The 17,514-nt window shown below is 70.2% G+C and carries 21 protein-coding genes, 1 tRNA gene and 1 riboswitch; of the genes, 14 read left to right on the forward strand and 8 right to left on the reverse strand.

What is annotated here, in order from left to right:
- Nucleotide 1: 1 nt before the first annotated feature.
- From ACIGAQ_RS09775 to ACIGAQ_RS09800, 6 genes are all read left to right on the forward strand, one after another.
- Entirely contained in the window at nucleotides 2–610 is a 609-nt protein-coding gene (locus ACIGAQ_RS09775) for a DUF2017 domain-containing protein (protein ID WP_399780924.1), read from the forward strand.
- A 366-nt stretch (nucleotides 611–976) separates the two neighbouring features.
- On the forward strand, nucleotides 977–2,404 hold the full coding sequence (locus ACIGAQ_RS09780; RefSeq protein ID WP_311688245.1) for an amino acid permease: 1,428 nt from the start codon (nucleotides 977–979) through the stop codon (nucleotides 2,402–2,404).
- 132 nt (nucleotides 2,405–2,536) lie between these two features.
- Complete coding sequence (locus tag ACIGAQ_RS09785; RefSeq protein WP_311688246.1) at nucleotides 2,537–2,959, forward strand: M67 family metallopeptidase; 423 nt, start codon at nucleotides 2,537–2,539, stop codon at nucleotides 2,957–2,959.
- A 111-nt stretch (nucleotides 2,960–3,070) separates the two neighbouring features.
- Complete coding sequence (locus ACIGAQ_RS09790) at nucleotides 3,071–3,166, forward strand: putative leader peptide (protein ID WP_311688247.1); 96 nt, start codon at nucleotides 3,071–3,073, stop codon at nucleotides 3,164–3,166.
- 123 nt (nucleotides 3,167–3,289) lie between these two features.
- On the forward strand, nucleotides 3,290–3,568 hold the full coding sequence (locus tag ACIGAQ_RS09795) for a MoaD/ThiS family protein (RefSeq protein WP_094052247.1): 279 nt from the start codon (nucleotides 3,290–3,292) through the stop codon (nucleotides 3,566–3,568).
- 2 nt (nucleotides 3,569–3,570) lie between these two features.
- Nucleotides 3,571–4,521, forward strand: a complete 951-nt coding sequence (locus ACIGAQ_RS09800) for a PLP-dependent cysteine synthase family protein (RefSeq protein ID WP_399780929.1) — start codon at nucleotides 3,571–3,573, stop codon at nucleotides 4,519–4,521.
- Between the two features lie 258 nt (nucleotides 4,522–4,779).
- Here the strand turns inward: ACIGAQ_RS09800 and ACIGAQ_RS09805 are convergent, their stop codons facing one another.
- Entirely contained in the window at nucleotides 4,780–5,229 is a 450-nt protein-coding gene (locus ACIGAQ_RS09805; protein ID WP_311688249.1) for a type II toxin-antitoxin system PemK/MazF family toxin, read from the reverse strand.
- A 213-nt stretch (nucleotides 5,230–5,442) separates the two neighbouring features.
- Here ACIGAQ_RS09805 and ACIGAQ_RS09810 point away from each other — a divergent pair, with 213 nt between their 5' ends.
- On the forward strand, nucleotides 5,443–6,195 hold the full coding sequence (locus ACIGAQ_RS09810; RefSeq protein ID WP_311688250.1) for an MBL fold metallo-hydrolase: 753 nt from the start codon (nucleotides 5,443–5,445) through the stop codon (nucleotides 6,193–6,195).
- Between the two features lie 63 nt (nucleotides 6,196–6,258).
- Here the strand turns inward: ACIGAQ_RS09810 and ACIGAQ_RS09815 are convergent, their stop codons facing one another.
- Nucleotides 6,259–7,521, reverse strand: coding sequence for a PTS transporter subunit EIIC (locus tag ACIGAQ_RS09815; RefSeq protein ID WP_311688251.1), 1,263 nt, complete (start codon nucleotides 7,519–7,521; stop codon nucleotides 6,259–6,261).
- 177 nt (nucleotides 7,522–7,698) lie between these two features.
- On the reverse strand, nucleotides 7,699–9,012 hold the full coding sequence (locus ACIGAQ_RS09820; protein WP_399780933.1) for a PTS transporter subunit EIIC: 1,314 nt from the start codon (nucleotides 9,010–9,012) through the stop codon (nucleotides 7,699–7,701).
- Nucleotides 9,013–9,188: 176 nt separating this feature from the next.
- On the opposite strand from ACIGAQ_RS09820, the gene ACIGAQ_RS09825 reads away from it, so the two are divergent.
- The 4 genes from ACIGAQ_RS09825 to rdgB all read left to right on the forward strand — a co-directional run bounded on the left by ACIGAQ_RS09825 (nucleotide 9,189) and on the right by rdgB (nucleotide 11,554).
- On the forward strand, nucleotides 9,189–9,422 hold the full coding sequence (locus ACIGAQ_RS09825; protein WP_010039992.1) for a glucose PTS transporter subunit EIIB: 234 nt from the start codon (nucleotides 9,189–9,191) through the stop codon (nucleotides 9,420–9,422).
- Between the two features lie 111 nt (nucleotides 9,423–9,533).
- Complete coding sequence (gene rph / locus ACIGAQ_RS09830) at nucleotides 9,534–10,271, forward strand: ribonuclease PH (protein WP_311688253.1); 738 nt, start codon at nucleotides 9,534–9,536, stop codon at nucleotides 10,269–10,271.
- A 145-nt stretch (nucleotides 10,272–10,416) separates the two neighbouring features.
- Nucleotides 10,417–10,815: a hypothetical protein gene (locus tag ACIGAQ_RS09835; RefSeq protein WP_399780938.1), complete on the forward strand. Its 399-nt coding sequence runs from the start codon at nucleotides 10,417–10,419 to the stop codon at nucleotides 10,813–10,815.
- 136 nt (nucleotides 10,816–10,951) lie between these two features.
- On the forward strand, nucleotides 10,952–11,554 hold the full coding sequence (gene rdgB, locus ACIGAQ_RS09840) for an RdgB/HAM1 family non-canonical purine NTP pyrophosphatase (RefSeq protein WP_311688255.1): 603 nt from the start codon (nucleotides 10,952–10,954) through the stop codon (nucleotides 11,552–11,554).
- Between the two features lie 45 nt (nucleotides 11,555–11,599).
- On the opposite strand, the gene ACIGAQ_RS09845 is transcribed toward rdgB, so the two are convergent.
- From ACIGAQ_RS09845 to bcp, 4 genes are all read right to left on the reverse strand, one after another.
- Nucleotides 11,600–11,672, reverse strand: a tRNA-Leu gene (locus ACIGAQ_RS09845).
- Nucleotides 11,673–11,688: 16 nt separating this feature from the next.
- A complete protein-coding gene (locus ACIGAQ_RS09850) occupies nucleotides 11,689–12,183 on the reverse strand; it encodes an HNH endonuclease signature motif containing protein (protein WP_362275279.1) in 495 nt (164 codons plus the stop codon).
- A complete protein-coding gene (locus tag ACIGAQ_RS09855) occupies nucleotides 12,180–12,821 on the reverse strand; it encodes an HNH endonuclease signature motif containing protein (RefSeq protein ID WP_399780942.1) in 642 nt (213 codons plus the stop codon). Before ACIGAQ_RS09855 ends, ACIGAQ_RS09850 begins: the two co-directional genes overlap by 4 nt.
- A 152-nt stretch (nucleotides 12,822–12,973) precedes the next feature.
- Nucleotides 12,974–13,441: a thioredoxin-dependent thiol peroxidase gene (gene bcp, locus ACIGAQ_RS09860; protein WP_399780945.1), complete on the reverse strand. Its 468-nt coding sequence runs from the start codon at nucleotides 13,439–13,441 to the stop codon at nucleotides 12,974–12,976.
- Nucleotides 13,442–13,547: 106 nt separating this feature from the next.
- Between bcp and ACIGAQ_RS09865 the strand changes: the two genes are divergently transcribed.
- The 3 genes from ACIGAQ_RS09865 to ACIGAQ_RS09875 all read left to right on the forward strand — a co-directional run bounded on the left by ACIGAQ_RS09865 (nucleotide 13,548) and on the right by ACIGAQ_RS09875 (nucleotide 14,765).
- Nucleotides 13,548–13,877, forward strand: a complete 330-nt coding sequence (locus ACIGAQ_RS09865; protein WP_311688259.1) for a DUF3618 domain-containing protein — start codon at nucleotides 13,548–13,550, stop codon at nucleotides 13,875–13,877.
- Nucleotides 13,878–13,921: 44 nt separating this feature from the next.
- Entirely contained in the window at nucleotides 13,922–14,278 is a 357-nt protein-coding gene (locus ACIGAQ_RS09870; protein WP_094052261.1) for a co-chaperone GroES, read from the forward strand.
- Nucleotides 14,279–14,343: 65 nt separating this feature from the next.
- Nucleotides 14,344–14,410, forward strand: a riboswitch (guanidine-III (ykkC-III) riboswitch).
- A gap of 34 nt (nucleotides 14,411–14,444) precedes the next feature.
- Complete coding sequence (locus tag ACIGAQ_RS09875) at nucleotides 14,445–14,765, forward strand: multidrug efflux SMR transporter (protein ID WP_362275274.1); 321 nt, start codon at nucleotides 14,445–14,447, stop codon at nucleotides 14,763–14,765.
- A gap of 39 nt (nucleotides 14,766–14,804) precedes the next feature.
- Here ACIGAQ_RS09875 and ACIGAQ_RS09880 read toward each other — a convergent pair whose 3' ends face one another.
- Nucleotides 14,805–17,201, reverse strand: coding sequence for a transglycosylase domain-containing protein (locus ACIGAQ_RS09880; RefSeq protein WP_362275272.1), 2,397 nt, complete (start codon nucleotides 17,199–17,201; stop codon nucleotides 14,805–14,807).
- Nucleotides 17,202–17,514 lie beyond the last annotated feature (313 nt).

Here is a 17,514-nt window from a genome sequence, read left to right on the forward strand (position 1 = left end):
CATGCCCGGAACCTTCGAACCGCTTCCCGGCGGCGGCGCGGCCGTCGCCCTCGACGACGTCGAGATCTCCATCATCCGGTCGCTGGCCGTCCAGCTGCTGGAGCTCATCGGCCCCGGCCCCGCCGAGGACGCCTCCGGCGACCCGCTCGCCGAGCTGTTCGCCGAGGGCCCGAGCGAGCCGCCCGCCGACCCGGTGCTCAGGCGCCTGTTCCCGGACGCCTACAGCGACCCCGAGCAGGCCGCCTCGGCGGGGGACGCCGAGGAGCGGCGGGCCTACTCCGCCGAGTTCCGCCGCTACACCGAGAACGACCTGCGGGCCGGCAAGCGGGACAACGCCCTGGCGGTGGTCCGCTCCCTGGACGCGCTCGCCTCGGCCTCGGCCGGCGAGGGCGGAGCGGTGCTGAAGCTGTCGGTGGAGGAGTCCCGGCAGTGGCTGGGCGCGCTGAACGACCTGCGGCTCGCGATCGGCTCCCGGCTGGAGATCGCCGAGGAGGAGGACACCGACCTCCTCTACCGCCTGCCGGACGACGACCCGCGCAAGCCGATGGTGATGGCCTATCTGTGGCTCGGCGGACTCCAGGAGACGCTGGTCGGAACGCTTATGCCCTGATCGGTGCAGGTTTCGTGACCATCGGATGACCGTTCCGTGTTCGCTCAGAGGACACTCAAATCCGGATAACGATCCCGTCACCGCACCCGCCTTCTATGGCCACGTGGGGTGCGTTTTGTCCGGTTCTTTTCGTGCGGTGTGTCACACAGCGCCCCTGTGATCAGTGTTGCGGCCGTGATAAATCTTCACGACCGCCCGGCGAGCACCACCCGAATGTTCGGCCGGGTGCGCCACCGAGCCGGCAACCGCCGGCCAGGCACGAGCGGGCCTTTCGAGATCCGCTCAGCTCCATCATTCCGGGGGGATCGAGACCCGATCCGGGGCCGACGAGAGGCCCGGGTCGGCATGGAGAAAGGCGCACCACACATGACCTCTGCGCAGGTCGACACGGAAAACGTGCCCGAGGAGGGCTACGAGCGGGGACTCGGCAGTCGCCAGGTCCAGATGATCGCGATCGGCGGCGCCATCGGCGTCGGCCTGTTCATGGGTGCCGGAGCGAACATCGCCAAGGCGGGACCCAGCATCATCCTCATGTACGCCCTCGCGGGCGTCGTGATCTTCTTCATCATGCGGGCCCTGGGCGAACTGCTCCTCTACCGGCCCGTCTCCGGCTCCTTCGCCGAGTACGCCCGGGAGTTCCTCGGCCCGTTCTTCGGGTTCGTGACGGGCTGGACGTACTGGCTCATGTGGGTGGTCACCGGCATGGCCGAGCTCACCGCCGCCGCCATCTACATCCACTTCTGGTTCCCGGAGATCCCGCAGTGGGTCAGCGCCCTGGTGTTCCTGGTGGTGCTCTTCGGCGTCAACCTGATCTCCGTCAAGATCTTCGGCGAGGTCGAGTTCTGGTTCTCGATGATCAAGGTCACGGCCATCATCGGCATGATCGTCATCGGCCTCGGCGTGCTCACCCTCGGCTTCTCCGACGCCGGTGACACCGCCACCGTCTCCAACCTCTGGGCGCACGACGGCTTCTTCCCCAACGGCATCGGCTCCAGCCTGATGACGCTCCAGGGCGTCATGTTCGCCTACCTCGCCGTCGAGCTCGTCGGTGTCACCGCGGGCGAGTCCGAGAACCCCGAGAAGACCCTGCCCAAGGCCATCAACACCCTGCCCTGGCGCATCATCGTCTTCTACGTCGGCGCCCTGCTGGTGATCCTCTCCGTCGTCAAGTGGACCGAGTTCTCCGCCGGCGAGAGCCCCTTCGTGCACGCCTTCGGCAAGATCGGCATCCCGCTCGCCGCGGGCATCGTCAACTTCGTCGTGCTCACCGCGGCCCTGTCGTCCTGCAACTCCGGCATGTACTCCACCGGCCGCATGCTGCGCGACCTGGCCTCCAACAGCGAGGCCCCGCAGGCCTTCGGCAAGCTCAACGCCCGCAAGACGCCCGCCGTCGGCATCACGGTCTCCGTGGCCCTCATGGGCATCGGCGTCGTGCTGAACTACGTCGTCCCGGAGAAGGCGTTCCTCTACGTCACCTCCGTCGCCACCGCGGCCGGCATCTGGACCTGGATGATGATCCTCGTCAGCCACATCCGCTACCGCGCCGCGGTCGACGCGGGCCGGCTGCGCGCCTCGTCCTTCCCCGCGCCCGGCGGAGCGCTGTTCAGCTGGGTCGCGCTCCTCTTCCTCGTCGGCGTGACCTGCATGATCGCCTACGACAAGGACGCGCGGATCTGCCTGTACGTCGCGGCCGGCTGGGCCGTGGCCCTCGGCGTCGGCTGGGCGGTCCTCAAGCGCCGCAACCCGCAGATCGCCGAGCGCCGCGACGACGCGGAGTTCGAGAAGGTCGGCTGACCCACCCGCGGGACGCCCGCCGCAGGGAGTACTCGTGGCACCCCCTGCGGCTGCCGCTCAGGGCGTCCGGCATATGGGCCGTTCCGTACCATCCATCGGTACGGAACGGCCCTTCTGCTTATCCTGACCAGCATGCTGACCATCACCCAGGACCTCGTCGACCGGATCGTCGCCCACGCGCGCAAGGACCACCCCGACGAGGCGTGCGGCGTCGTCGCCGGACCGGCCGGCTCGGACCGCCCCGAGCGCTTCATCCCCATGCTGAACGCGGCCATGTCGCCCACGTTCTACGAGTTCGACTCCGGCGACCTGCTCAAGCTCTACCGCGAGATGGACGACCGCGACGAGGAGCCGGTGGTCATCTACCACTCGCACACGGCCACCGAGGCCTACCCCTCGCGCACCGACATCTCCTACGCCAACGAGCCCGGCGCGCACTACGTCCTGGTCTCCACCGCCGACACCGACGGCGCCGGCGACTTCCAGTTCCGCTCCTTCCGCATCGTCGAGGGCGAGGTCACCGAGGAGGAGGTCCGGATCGTCGAGGCGTACTGAGCCGGGGTCTGAGCTCGGACGCAGCGCAGAAATCTCGACATGCGGATGAATAACGTCCGAAGTGTGGGATCACACTCCGGGAGCCGGGCCGGGAATCGATACGATGAGCCCATGGTTTTCCACGACGTGAGCGAAAAGACGCCGGGCGATCTGCTCGTGGCGCGGCTGCACGTCGACCTGTGCAGGCTCGCCAGCGCCATCTGTTGACGCAGCACCCTGCCGCCGTACGGCCGTGAGCCGCGGCGAAACGCTCCACCTGCGTACGACCACGCAATTCCGCGCCGCCGCGCGCCACCACCCGACGACACCTTCCGACAGGAGCCCTGAGCCATGGCCATCGAGGTCCGCATCCCGACCATCCTCCGCACCTACACCGACGGCCAGAAGGCGGTGGAGGGCTCCGGGGACACCCTCGCCGAGCTGTTCAACGACCTCGAGACCCGGCATGCGGGCATCCAGGCCCGCATCGTGGACGGCGACCAGCTGCGCCGCTTCGTCAACGTGTACCTGAACGACGAGGACGTGCGCTTCCTCGACGGCATCAACACCAAGCTGTCGGACGGCGACAACGTCACGATCCTGCCGGCCGTGGCCGGCGGCATGGTCTGATCATGCGCTACGGCTCACCCCTGGCCGCGGTAGGCAACACCCCCCTGGTGCGCCTGCCGCGGCTGTCGCCGTCCCCCGACGTCCGCATCTGGGCGAAGCTGGAGGACCGCAACCCGACCGGCTCGGTCAAGGACCGTCCCGCCCTCCACATGATCGAGCAGGCGGAGAAGGACGGCCGGCTCACCCCCGGCTGCACGATCCTGGAGCCGACCTCGGGCAACACCGGCATCTCCCTGGCCATGGCGGCGAAGCTCAAGGGCTACCGCATCGTCTGCGTGATGCCCGAGAACACCTCGCAGGAACGCCGTGACCTGCTGGCCATGTGGGGCGCCGAGATCATCTCCTCCCCGGCCGCGGGCGGCTCCAACACCGCCGTGCGCGTCGCCAAGGAGCTCTCGGCCGAGCACCCCGACTGGGTGATGCTCTACCAGTACGGCAACCCGGACAACGCGGGCGCCCACTACGCGACCACGGGCCCCGAGATCCTCGCGGACCTGCCGTCCGTCACCCACTTCGTGGCCGGGCTCGGCACCACCGGCACGCTCATGGGCGTCGGCCGCTACCTGCGCGAGCACAAGCCCGGCGTGCAGATCGTCGCGGCCGAACCGCGCTACGACGACCTGGTCTACGGCCTGCGCAACCTCGACGAGGGGTTCGTGCCCGAGCTGTACGACGCGTCCGTGCTGACCACGCGCTTCTCGGTCGGTTCGGCCGACGCCGTGACCCGCACCCGCGAGCTGCTCCAGCAGGAGGGCATCTTCGCCGGCGTCTCCACGGGCGCCGCCCTGCACGCCGCGATCGGGGTGGGCAGGAAGGCCGTCAAGGCGGGCGAGGCGGCCGACATCGTCTTCGTCGTCGCCGACGGCGGCTGGAAGTACCTCTCGACCGGCGTCTACACCGCCGCCACGACGGAGGAGGCCATCGAGACGCTGCAGGGCCAGCTCTGGGCGTAGCCGACGGCACGGACACACCGAGGGGCTGGGGTCGCGACTCCGGCCCCTTCGCTGTTTCCGCCCACGGCCCGTCCACGGCCTGTGCATCCGGCGTCCGGTCCGCCCCGCGTCCGGATCACGCGGCGTCCGGATCACGCGGCGTCCGGATACGCTGCGTCCGGTCCGCCCGGCGTCAAAGTCCGCCCCGCGTCCGGATCACCTGCGTCCGGTCCAACCGGGGTCCGGATCACCCGGCGCCCCATCCCCCCGGCGTCCGGATCACCCGGCCAGGTATCGCACCTGGTCCCACAGGGCCGGATCCACCACTCCGACCCGGCGCCGGAAGCCCCACACCGGGACCTCCCGCAGCTCGTCGGTCTCCAGGAAGCTCGCGCGCCCGCGGGCGTCGCCGACCGAGCCGGGCGGCAGGGGGATCACCCCGGTGCGCCCGTGCCGGAACCGGGTGGTGATCTTGGCGACCGTCGCCCGCTCCCCGCGCACCGCCAGCACCAGGCAGGGCCGGTCCTTGGTGACCGCCGCGTCCTCGTAGGGCACGTCCGCCCACCAGATCTCCGCCGGCTGCGGCCGGCCCGCCACCGCCGTGTCCGGCGCCGCCGTCCGGGCCCGCCGTTCGAGCGTGCGCGGCCCGCGCCCCCACCCGTCGACGAGCGTGGCGACGAACGCGAGCAGCACCACCGCGGCGAGCGCGAGCCACCAGGACGTGTCCATACTGAGACGGTACCGGCGTACTCCCTCCCACGCGCCCGTCCTCGTGCGGATCCCGCCCGGCGCTGCCAGCCGAACCGGTGACACCACAGGTGAGTTCGCCCACAACGGGCCTTGGCGGAGGAGCTAGTGGAGGTTTTGCGCCTTACGCTCGTCGAACCGCACGACCCCCGACGCCCCTACCAGACTTATCCCGCCAGCGGAGGTTTCTGCTTCATGAAGCTCACCGTCGTCGGCTGCTCGGGGTCGTTCCCGTCCGCGGAATCGGCCTGCTCGAGCTACCTCGTCGAGGCCGACGGCTTCCGGCTGCTCCTCGACATGGGCAACGGCGCCCTGGGCGAGCTGCAGCGCCACTGCGGTCTCTACGACCTCGACGCGATCTTCCTCAGCCACCTGCACGCCGACCACTGCATCGACATGTGCGCGTACTTCGTCGCGCGCTACTACCGCCACGACGGCGGCCGCTGCGATCCGCTCCCCGTCTTCGGCCCCGAAGGCACGGAACACCGGCTGACCACCGCCTACGCGGACACCCCGACCGCCTCGTCCATGAGCGAGGTCTTCGACTTCCACACGGTCAAGCCGTCCACCTTCGACATCGGCCCCTTCACGGTGCACACCGAGCGGGTGGCCCATCCCGTGGAGGCGTACGGCATCCGCGTCGAGCACGAGGGCAAGGTCCTGACGTACTCCGGCGACACCGGTGTGAGCCCCGCGCTGGACGAACTCGCCCGGGACGCCGACCTGTTCCTGTGCGAGGCGGCGTTCACGCACGGCAAGGAGAGCATCCCCGACCTGCACCTCAACGGCCGCGAGGCGGGCGAGACGGCGGCCCGGGCCGGTGCGCGGCGCCTGGTCCTCACCCACATCCCGCCGTGGACGGACCCGCAGGTCAACCTCGTCGACGCCCGCGAGGTCTACGACGGTCCCGTGGAGCTCGCCGCGCCCCGGCAGACGTACGAGATCTGAGCGGTCCACACGCCCGAAGGCCCCGGAACCCAGCGGTTCCGGGGCCTTCGGCGCGGAAGCGGACTACTTGGCCTCCGCCTTCTGCAGCTCGGCGAGTTCCTCGTCGGACTCCCGGCCGGGCGTCGGCAGGTTGAACTTGGTGATCGCGAAGCGGAACACCGCGTAGTACACCGCCGCGAAGCACAGGCCGACCAGCGCCAGACCCCACGGGTTGGTCGCGATGCCCAGGTTGAGGAAGAAGTCCACCGCGCCGGCCGAGAAGCCGAAGCCGTCCTTCATCCCGAGGGCCCAGGTCAGCGCCATCGAGACACCGGTGAGCACCGCGTGGATCGCGTACAGCACCGGGGCGATGAACATGAAGGTGAACTCGATCGGCTCGGTGACGCCGGTGACGAACGAGGTCAGCGCGAGCGAGAACATCATGCCGCCGACGACCTTGCGGCGCTCGGGGCGGGCGCAGTGCACGATCGCCAGGCACGCGGCCGGCAGGGCGAACATCATGATCGGGAAGAAGCCGGTCATGAACTGCCCGGCGCTCGGGTCACCGGCCAGGAAGCGGGCGATGTCGCCGCTCTTGCCCTCGTAGGTGCCGGCCTGGAACCAGGGGAAGGAGTTGAGCAGGTGGTGCATGCCGATCGGGATCAGCGCGCGGTTGGCGACACCGAAGATGCCCGCGCCGACCGCGCCGGAGCCGACCAGCCACTCACCGAAGTTGTGCAGGCCCGTGCCGAGGACCGGCCAGATGTAACCGAAGACGATGCCGATGAGCAGGCCCGCGAAGGCCGACAGGATCGGGACCAGGCGGCGGCCGCCGAAGAAGCCCGCCCAGTCGGGCAGCTTGGTGCGGTAGAAGCGCTGGTAGAGCAGGGCGACGACGAGGCCCATCACCACACCGCCGAGGACCTTGGCGTCGACCGCCTGCTCGACCATGACGATCTTGCCGTCGACGATGGCTTCCTTCTTGGGCAGGCTGCCGTCGGTGAACGTGGCGAGCACGTTCTTGAAGACCAGGTAGCCGACCACGGCCGCCAGGGCGGTGGAGCCGTCCGACTTCTTGGCGAAGCCGATCGCGATGCCCACGGCGAACAGCAGCGCCATGTTGTCGAGGATCGCGTTGCCGCCGGCCGCCATGAAGCCCGCGATCTTGGTGATGAAGGCGGGGAACGACTCGCGCCCCAGCATGTCGGTGTTGCCGAGCCGGACCAGCAGGGCGGCGGCGGGCAGCACGGCGACGGGCAGCATCAGGCTGCGGCCGATGCGCTGCAGGACGGCCATCACGGCCGACCCTCTGCTCGGGCTCGCGGGCGCGGCAGTGTCTGTGGACATGAACTTCCTCCATGGGGCACGGCGCCGCCCAGGAGAAAATCGACGGGGGACGGCGGCGTCTCAAAGAAAGGGGAACGCGGTATCCACCGCGCGACCTCCACCGGTGAGTGGTGTAGACCAGTTGTAGCACGGTAGGCCGAACGAGTGGAACCCGCCAATTCCGCCCGCCCCGGACGATCACGCCTTGGCGCTGTCCTCCACGTCCTCCTCCGGCTCCCGCCCCGGAGTCCGCAGATCCCACTTCGTGATCGCGAACCGGAAGATCACGTAGTAGACGAGCGCGAAGCCCAGCCCGATCGGGACGATCAGCCACGGCCGCGTCGCCAGATTCCAGTTGATGACGTAGTCGATCAGCCCCGCCGAGAAGCTGAACCCGTCATGCACCCCCAGCCCCCACGTCACCGCCATCGACACCCCCGTCAACAGCGCGTGCGCCGCGTACAGCACCGGAGCCACGAACAGGAACGAGTACTCGATCGGCTCCGTGATGCCCGTGACGAACGACGTCAGCGCCACCGACAGCATCAGGCCACCGACCTCCTTGCGCCGGTCCGGCCGCGCGCAGTGCGTGATCGCCAGCGCCGCCGCCGGCAGCGCGAACATCATGATCGGGAAGAAACCCGAGGTGAACTGCCCCGCGTCCGGGTCGCCCGCCAGGAACATGTTGATGTCACCGTGCACCACCGTCCCGTCCGGCTTCGTGAACGAACCGAACTGGAACCAGATGGGCACGTTCAGGAACTGGTGCAGCCCCACCACCAGCAACGCCCGGTTCGCCACCCCGAACACACCCGCGCCCCACGCGTCCAGCCCGTCCATCCAGTCGCTGAAACCCTCCAGCGCGTCACCGATCGGCGGCCACACCCACAGACACAACGCCGCGAACGCGATCGCCACGAACGCCATCAGGATCGGCACCAGCCGCCGCCCGTTGAAGAACCCCAGCCAGTCCACCAGCCGCGTCCGGTGGAACCGCGCCCAGAAGAACGCCGCCAGCAGCCCCATCACGATGCCGCCGAACACCCCCGGATTCTGGAACGCGAACGCCGTCACCTCCCGGTCCCCGTCGGTCACCTGGCACCCGACGCCGGGCACCGCCACCGACCCCTCCGGACAGTCCTCCGGGAACTGCCGCAGCACCGTCCAGTACACGAGGAAACCGGCCACCGCCGCCAGCGCCGTCGACCCGTCCGCCTTCTTCGCCATCCCGATCGCCACACCCACGCAGAACAGCAGCGGCAGCCCCAGCGAACTGTCCAGCAGCGCCCCGCCCGCCCCCACCATCACCTTCGAGACGTTCGTCCAGCCCAGCCCGTCGTCCCCGAACACATCCGGCTGCCCCAGCCGATTGAGGATCCCCGCCGCCGGCAGCACCGCGATCGGCAGCTGCAGACTGCGGCCCATCTTCTGCAACCCCTGGAACAACCGGTTCCAGCGGGCACGCGCGGGACCGGCGGCGGCCTCGGCACCGGCGGGACTGTCGGCACTCATTCCGGTCCCCTCTGCCGAGAGACTTTTGTCGTGAGACGGGCTCGTGGTGTAGACCAGTCGTCCGGACGGTCGCACCGACGTGACGCCATCCTTAGGCACACACGACGAGACCGCTCGCGAAGATGGGCCAACTGTGGGTTACTGCGACAAAGCGGTTCGGATCAGGGAGAACGAACATGGCCACCAAGGCTGAGAAGATCGTTGCCGGGCTCGGCGGCATCGACAACATCGAAGAAGTCGAAGGCTGCATCACCCGCCTCCGCACCGAGGTCGTGGACCCCGCCAAGGTCGACGAAACCGCCCTCAAGGCCGCCGGCGCCCACGGCGTCGTCAAGATGGGCAGCGCCATCCAGGTCGTCATCGGCACCGACGCCGACCCCATCGCCGCGGAGATCGAAGACATGATGTGAAGCGCTGGGATCGTCCCGGGCTTCACCCCTGACGGACCCTGACGCCACCTGTACGGGCCCCTCCCCACCGCGGGACGGGCCCGTTCCGCACGTACGGATAGGCTCAGCGCCATGTCTCGAATCGACGGCCGCACCCCCCAGCAGCTCCGCCCCATCACCATCGAGCGCGGCTGGAGCAAGCACGCCGAAGGCTCCGTCCTCGTCTCCTTCGGCGACACCAAGGTCTTCTGCACCGCCTCCGTCACCGAAGGCGTCCCGCGCTGGCGCAAGGGCAGCGGCGAAGGCTGGGTCACCGCCGAATACTCCATGCTGCCCCGCTCCACCAACACCCGCGGCGACCGCGAGTCCGTCAGGGGCCGCATCGGCGGCCGCACCCACGAGATCAGCCGCCTCATCGGCCGCTCCCTGCGCGCCGTCATCGACTACAAGGCCCTCGGCGAGAACACCATCGTCCTCGACTGCGACGTCCTCCAGGCCGACGGCGGCACCCGCACGGCGGCCATCACGGGCGCCTACGTGGCCCTGGCCGACGCCGTCGCCTGGGCCCAGGGCAAGAAGCTCGTCAAAGCCGGCCGCAAGCCCCTGACCGGCACCGTCTCCGCCGTCTCCGTCGGCATCGTCGGCGGCGTCCCCCTCCTCGACCTCTGCTACGAGGAAGACGTCAAGGCCGACACCGACATGAACGTCGTCTGCACCGGCGACGGCCGCTTCGTCGAGGTCCAGGGCACCGCCGAGGCCGAACCCTTCGCCCGCGACGAACTCGACGCCCTCCTCGACCTCGCCGTCGCCGGCTGCACCGAACTCGCCGCCCACCAGCGCACCGCCCTTGATACGGTCCTCGAAAAGTAAAGGGCGCACCAAAACGGGTGCTCGGCACGGGCAACCGCGCCGAGCACACACGCGTCTGAAGGAGTACGGGCGCACGGCTCACCCCTGTGCGCCCGGCCAGCCACACGGGCCCGGACCGGCCCGACCGAACGAGAGGGACCGTTCCATGGCCGCGAGCCGCCGACGCCGCACCGCAGCCGTCGCCGCCACCCTGGCGGCCGTCGCGCTGACCGCCGGACTCACCACCGGCTGCGCCGCCGTCGACAAGGCGCTGGACTGCGTCCAGACCGCCGACGCCATCGCCGACAGCGTCACGGAACTCCAGCAGGCCGTCGACAACGCCGCGAACGACCCCACGCAGCTGGACGAGTCCCTCGACTCCATCGACAAGAACCTCGGCGAGATCGGCGACAAGACGGACAACGCAGACGTCGACAAGGCCGTGGACGACCTCGACAAGGCCGTCGACAACGTCCGCACCTCCCTCGAGAACGGCGACGAGACGCCCGACATCAGCCCCGTCACGGACGCCGCGGGCGAACTGACGAAGGTCTGCACGCCGTAGCCCGCGCCGCGCCGCGCCGCCAGGAGCGACCGCGGCCCCTCGGCCGCCGGGTCGCGCCGGTGGCCGTCCGCGGGTGCGCCGTGGCCGCTCGCGCAGTCCCCCACGCCCCTTCCCGGGCGCGGAATACTGTGGGCCCATGAGTCGCCTGATCCTCGCCACCCGTAACGCCGGAAAGATCACCGAACTGCGCGCGATCCTCGCCGAGGCCGGACTTCCCCACGAGCTCGTCGGCGCCGACGCCTACCCGGACATCCCCGACGTCAAGGAAACCGGCATCACCTTCGCCGAGAACGCCCTGCTCAAGGCACACGCCCTGGCCCGGGCGACCGGCCTGCCGGCCGTCGCCGACGACTCCGGCCTCTGCGTCGACGTCCTCAACGGCGCCCCCGGCATCTTCTCCGCCCGCTGGTCCGGCCGCCACGGCGACGACAAGGCCAACCTGGACCTGCTCCTCGCCCAGCTCTCGGACATCGCCGACGAACACCGCCAGGCCCACTTCGCCTGCGCGGCCGCCCTGGCCCTGCCCGACGGCACGGAGCGGGTGGTCGAGGGACAACTGCGCGGCGTCCTGCGCCACGAGCCCGCCGGCACGGGCGGCTTCGGCTACGACCCGATCCTCCAGCCGGAGGGCGAAACCCGCACCTGCGCGGAACTGACCCCCCAGGAGAAAAACGCGATCAGCCACCGGGGCAAGGCGTTCCGCGCACTGGTACCGGTGGTGCGGGAGCTGTTGGGCTGAAGGGAACAGCCCCGCACCTCCGGAAGAGGCGCGGGGCTGTCTCGGTACGCCCGGTCGGATTCGAACCGACAGACACGACCACCTAAAGATCGCCGCTCAGCCGTTGGCGTACGGGCGCCCAGCAGATCCCTACTCTACTGGGCGAGATTATGTCGCCGCTGCCCTCCTCGACACCAGGTACGCGTGACCGCGTGGCAGTTGGGGCAGAGCAGGCGCAGATTCTCCAGCCGGTCGTCGCTCCAGTCCCCGTTGATGTGATCCACCTCGAGCGTCATGGGCTTGCCCAGCCACTGCGGACCGATGCCGCACTCCGCGCACACTTCGGGCACGCCCACCTCCCGCAGCGCCCGGCGCAGCACGGCCGTGCGGGTCCGGCGCTCGCCTTCGTGCTTGACGAGGATCTCCTCGGCCGGCCTCGCCAGGGCCGGACGGGCCCTGCCCCGCTGATGTGCCTGGCCCAGGAAGTGCTCCGTGCTCAGCTGATCCTCGGCGATCCACCGGCGCAGATGCGCGCGCTGGGTGCCGCTGCCCGAGCGGCCCAGGCGGCGCAGCACCTCGGCGACGGAGACGGACTCGGCGACCGCGGCACGCAGCTCCTCGCGGTCCGGACGGGGCCGCCTGCGGCTCACGAGGCGCGCCCCTTGCCGCGCCCCCGGTACCGGTCCGTGGTGGCGTGGCAGTTGGGGCACAGCAGCCGCAGGTTCTCGATCCGGTTGTCCTGCCAACGGCCGTTGATGTGGTCGACCTCCAGGGAAAGCGGGCGGCCCCGCCAGATCGCTCCCGTGCCGCACAGCGCGCAGCGCTCCTCCACTCCACGGGCCGTCATCGCCCACTTGAGGCGGTCGCCCGGCACGCGCCGGGCGTGCTCGGGCGGCTGCTCGACGAGGAGGGCCTCCGGGGTTCGCCGGGGCCGTGGCTGTCCACGCCGGGTCGGCACCCGGAAGTGCGAGGTGTCGATGCCGTACGCCTTGATCCGGCGGCTGATGTGCGTGTGATGCCCGCCGACGACATCGAGCCCCAGCCGGCGCAGCACCTCGCACATGTTCGTCGACGCGGCGACCGCTCGCTCAAGGACCTCCCTGGTCCACTTCACGCCCTCCCGCTCGAAGTGCGACACGTCCACGCCGAGCTTCTTCATCCGCGCGAACACGTACCGTCGCGTCGAACTCCCCGGATCAACCCCCAACCTCCCCAACGCCTCCGACAACGTCCGCGCCCCCCGGGCCGCCTCCTCCAGGCGCTCCCTCGTGTACGCGCTCGCCCCCATCGAGCCCCTCCCGCTCGCTCCGTCCTCGACCACGTGTTCGTGATCCCGCACGGAGTAACGAAGCGACCCGCGGGCGGTCACCTGGGAAACGTGAGAGCGGCTCGGGCCGGGACGGTGCCGGTGTGAGCCGCTCTCGGGTGGGGGAGGGTGTGTCAGATTCCCAGGTCCTTGATGATCTTGGCGACGTGGCCCGTGGCCTTGACGTTGTACAGGGCCCGTTCGACCTTGCCCTCCTCGTCCACGATCACCGTGGAGCGGATGACGCCGACGACCGTCTTGCCGTACAGCTTCTTCTCGCCGAAGGCGCCGTAGGACTCCAGGACCTTCTTGTCCGGGTCGGCGAGGAGGGTGACCTTCAGGGACTCCTTGTCGCGGAACTTCGCCAGCTTCTCCGGCTTGTCGGGGGAGATGCCGATGATGTCGTAGCCCGCGCCCGCCAGCAGCTGGAGGTTGTCCGTGAAGTCGCAGGCCTGCTTCGTGCAGCCCGGCGTGAGGGCGGCCGGGTAGAAGTACACGATGACCTTGCGGCCCTTGTGGTCCGCCAGGGACACCTCGGTGCCGTCGGCGTCGGGCAGGGTGAAGGCGGGGGCCACGTCCCCCGGCTGCAGTCGCTCGCTCATCGGGCCAGCCTAACCGGGGGTCGACGCGATGCGATGAGCCGTGGAGCTGACAGACTGTTCGGCACAGGCACAGGCACAGGCACATACCGACTTCGGAGGCGACACGGTGGCGGACACGGCGGACACCAGGACCCCGGCGCAGATCGAGGCGGACATCAGGCGCCGCCGCGCGACCCTGGCCGAGACCCTCGACGAGATCGGCGTGCGGGTGCACCCGAAGACGATCGTCGGGGATGCCAAGGCCAAGGTCGCGTCGAACATCGACCACACCCTGGGGCGGGCCTACGTGGGGGTCAACAAGGCCGTCACGGACGTGCGGGCCCGCTTCGTGGACGAGGACGGGGCACCCCGGCTGGAGCGGGTCGTGCCCGTCGCGCTCGTCGTGGTGGGCGTGGTCGGGCTGCTCGCGTTCAGCACGCGGCGGCGCAAGGGCTGACCCGACTGCGGACGTCCCCCGGGAAGACAGGTAGGTTTCAGGGCGTGAGCGCCAACAGAAACGAGCACAGCACCCATCCCGACAAGCTGCCCATCCGGATGCTGCACGACCGCGTACTCGTGCGGCAGGACACCAGCGAGGGCGAGCGGCGTTCCGGCGGCGGCATCCTGATCCCCGCCACGGCGGCGGTCGGCCGGCGGCTGGCCTGGGCCGAGGTGGTCGCGGTGGGGCAGAACGTGCGGACGGTGGAGCCGGGCGACCGGGTTCTGTTCGACCCGGAGGACCGTGCCGAGGTCGAGGTGCGGGGCATCGCGTACGTGCTCATGCGCGAGCGCGACCTGCACGCCGTGGCCGCGGACCGGTTCGAGGGCTCGGAGGACTCGACGGGCCTGTACCTGTAGGCCCGTGGGCGGCAGTGCGAAGGGGCCGGTGACGCTCGTCACCGGCCCCTTCGGCGTGCCGTCGGGCTTTGCTACGTTGGGGGGACCCCGACGAGACGCGCCGTACCGGGATCAAGGCAAAGACGACGCACCGACACCGTCAGCCCGTTTCCCGGAGGTGCCCGTCATGGCCTGGGTTCTGCTCGTCGTCGCCGGTCTGCTCGAGGTGGGGTGGTCCGTGGGCATGAAGTACACCGACGGCTTCACGCGCCCGATCCCGAGTGTGCTCACCGGCGCCGGCATCGTGGCCAGCATGCTGCTGCTGTCGCAGGCCGCCAAGACGCTGCCCATCGGTACCGCCTACGGCGTGTGGGTGGGGATCGGCGCGGCCGGGGCGGCGGTGTTCGGCATGGCGGTGCTGGGGGAGCCGGCGACCGCCGCCCGGATCTTCTTCGTGTGCCTGCTGCTGGTCGCCGTGGTGGGTCTGAAGGCGACCAGCGGTCACTGAGGCCCCGCGTCGCTGAGCGGCGTCACCGGGCCGTCAGCGTCATTCGCGGCGTGCGCCCTGCGGGACCACACCCCAGCCGGGGCCGGTGGGCCCTTCGGTGGTGCCGCCGTCGCCGGGTTCGCCGCCGCCGGTGGCCCCGCCGTCGGCCGTGCCGCCGTCACCGCCGGTGGCTCCGCCGTCGGTGGTGCCGCCGTCCGCGGTGCCGCCGCCGGTGGGGGACTCCCCGCCCGTGCCGCCGTCGGTGGTGCCGCCGTCGGTCTGGCCCTGGTTCTGGCCCTCCGGTGCGCTCGGGGTCTGGCTGGGCGGCTGGGTCCCGTCGTCCTGGCCGCCGGTGGTGGTGCCGCCGTCGGTGGTGCCGGTGGTGGGGTCGGCCGGGGCCTCGGTGCCGGGGGCCTGGGAGACGTCGGCGCCGGGCTGGAGCCTGAGGTCGAAGTCCTTGGCGGGCTTGCCCTTGAGGGCGTCGCGGGTGAACTGGGCCCAGATCTCGGCGGGCGGCCCGCCGCCGTTGATGCGGGGCAGGCCGAGGGCGCCGTACAGCGGCATCTGGTCGGCGGTGACGGGGTCCTGGCCCATGACGGAGACGACGACGGCCAGGTCGGGCGTGTAGCCGGCGAACCAGGCGGCCTTGTCCTTCTCCGCGGTGCCGGTCTTGCCGGCGACGGGACGGCCCGCGGCCTGGGCGGCGGCGGCCGTGCCGTTCTGGACGACGCTCTGCAGGACCTTGGTGGTGGTGTCGGCGGCCTCACGGCTGACGGCCTGCCGGGTGCGCCTTTCGGGCAGGTCGATCGGGGTGCCTTCCTTGGTGACCTTCTCGACCATCGTGTAGGCGCCGTGGCGGCCGTGGTTGGCGAGGGTGGCGTAGGCCTCGGCCATGTCGAGGACGCTGGCGGTGGCGGTGCCGAGGGCGATGGCGGGGCCGTCGGCGAGGTCGGGGGTGGCCTCGGGGATGCCGAGGTCGATGGCGGTCTGCTTGACCTTCTGCGGGCCGACGTCGGCGGCCATCTGCGCGTACACGGAGTTCACGGACTTGTCGGTGGCCTCGGTGACGGTGATGTCGCCGTAGGAGACCTGGTCCTCGTTCTCGGGGGCGTAGGGGTCGCCGGCCCAGCCGCGGACGGGGCGCTGGTTGGTGCCGTCGTAGATCGTGTTGGGGGTGATGACGCGGCCGTCCTGCGTCTCGCTGTGGTTCTCGACGGCCGCGGTGAACACGAAGGGCTTGAAGGTGGAGCCGACCTGGAAGTCCCTGCGGGTGGCGTTCGGGGTGTACTGCTTGACGTAGTCGATGCCGTTGTACATCGCGACGACCTTGCCGGTCTTCGGGTCGACGGCGGCGCCGCCCGCGCGCACGTAGCGGTCGACCTTGTTGTCCTTCTTGTCGAGCTTGTCCATCAGCTTGTCGTTGACGGCCTTGACGAAGGCGTCCTGCTTGGGCTTCTGCAGGGTGGTGGTGATGCGGTAGCCGCCGGCGTCGAGCGCGGACTCCTCGACGATCTTGTTCTGGACGAGGTAGTCCTTGACGATCCGGACGATGTAGCCGCGCTGCCCGGACATGCCGGTGGAGAGGGTGGACTCCTTCGGCACCGGGAACTTCATGCCGGCCCGCTCCGACTCGTCGAGCCAGCCCTTCTTGACCATGCCGTCCAGCACGTAGTTCCAGCGGGACTCGGCGGCGTCGCGGTTCTCGGGGTGGGCGACGACGTCGTACTGGCTGGGCGCGTTGACGAGCGCGGCGAGGTAGGCGGCGCGGCCGGCGTCGAGGTCCTTGGCGTCCATGCCGTAGTAGGCCTGGGAGGCGGCCTGGATGCCGTAGGCGTTGCGGCCGAAGAAGCTGGTGTTGAGGTAGCCCTCCAGGATGTGGTCCTTGCTCACCTCGCGGTCCAGCTTGATCGCGATGAAGAACTCCTTGGCCTTGCGCGTGACGGTCTGCTCCTGGCGCAGGTAGTAGTTCTTCACGTACTGCTGCGTGATCGTGGAGCCGGACTGCTTGCCCTTGCCGAGGGCGGTGTTCCAGGCGGCGCGGACCATGGCCTTGGGGTCGACGGCGGACTCGGTGTAGAAGTCGCGGTCCTCGGCGGCCAGGATGGCGTGCTGGGCGTCCTTGGAGATCTGCGCGAGGGTGACGTTCTCCCGGTTGACCTCGCCGTCGCGGGCGATCACGGAGCCGTCCGCGTACAGGTACACGTTGGCCTGCTTGGTGGCGAGCGCGTTGGCCGGCGGGATCTTCACGAGGGAGTAGCCCAGGAAGAACGCGCCGACGAGCAGCAGGGCGGTGACGAGGAACGCGCCCAGCGTCATGCGCCAGGTCGGGATGGCCCGGCGCCAGCCGGTCCGCCTGGGTTTCGCGGCCGCGCCGGGCGTGCCGGAGTCGCCGTCCGGTTGCGGCTCTCCCGGTGCCCAGCCCGGGTTCGGCTGCTGCGGCTGAGGCTCGTCACTCATGTCGTGCACGGACTCCTGTTTCGCGTCGTACGTCGTTCCCGTACGTCTCTGCTCGCTCTTGCGCCCCTGTGATGAAGACTGTCCCATCCGGCGATCAGTTCCCTGATCGAGGGCCGTGTCGTGAGCCGTGGGGCGAGGCGGGTGGCGCGCGGACGAACGCGCAGGCGAGCCGAGGGCGGACCGTACCCTCGCGGGCCTGCGCGCGTCGAGATCGTGCTCGCACGAGATCCGCCCCAGGAGGGACACGCCCCGGAGGGTGATCCGACCGAAGAGCGCCGACTCGTACGCTCCGCCCGGCCGGCACCGCCGTCAC

The sequence above is a fragment of the Streptomyces sp. NPDC085932 genome, assembly GCF_044540525.1.
Classification (GTDB): domain Bacteria; phylum Actinomycetota; class Actinomycetes; order Streptomycetales; family Streptomycetaceae; genus Streptomyces; species Streptomyces levis.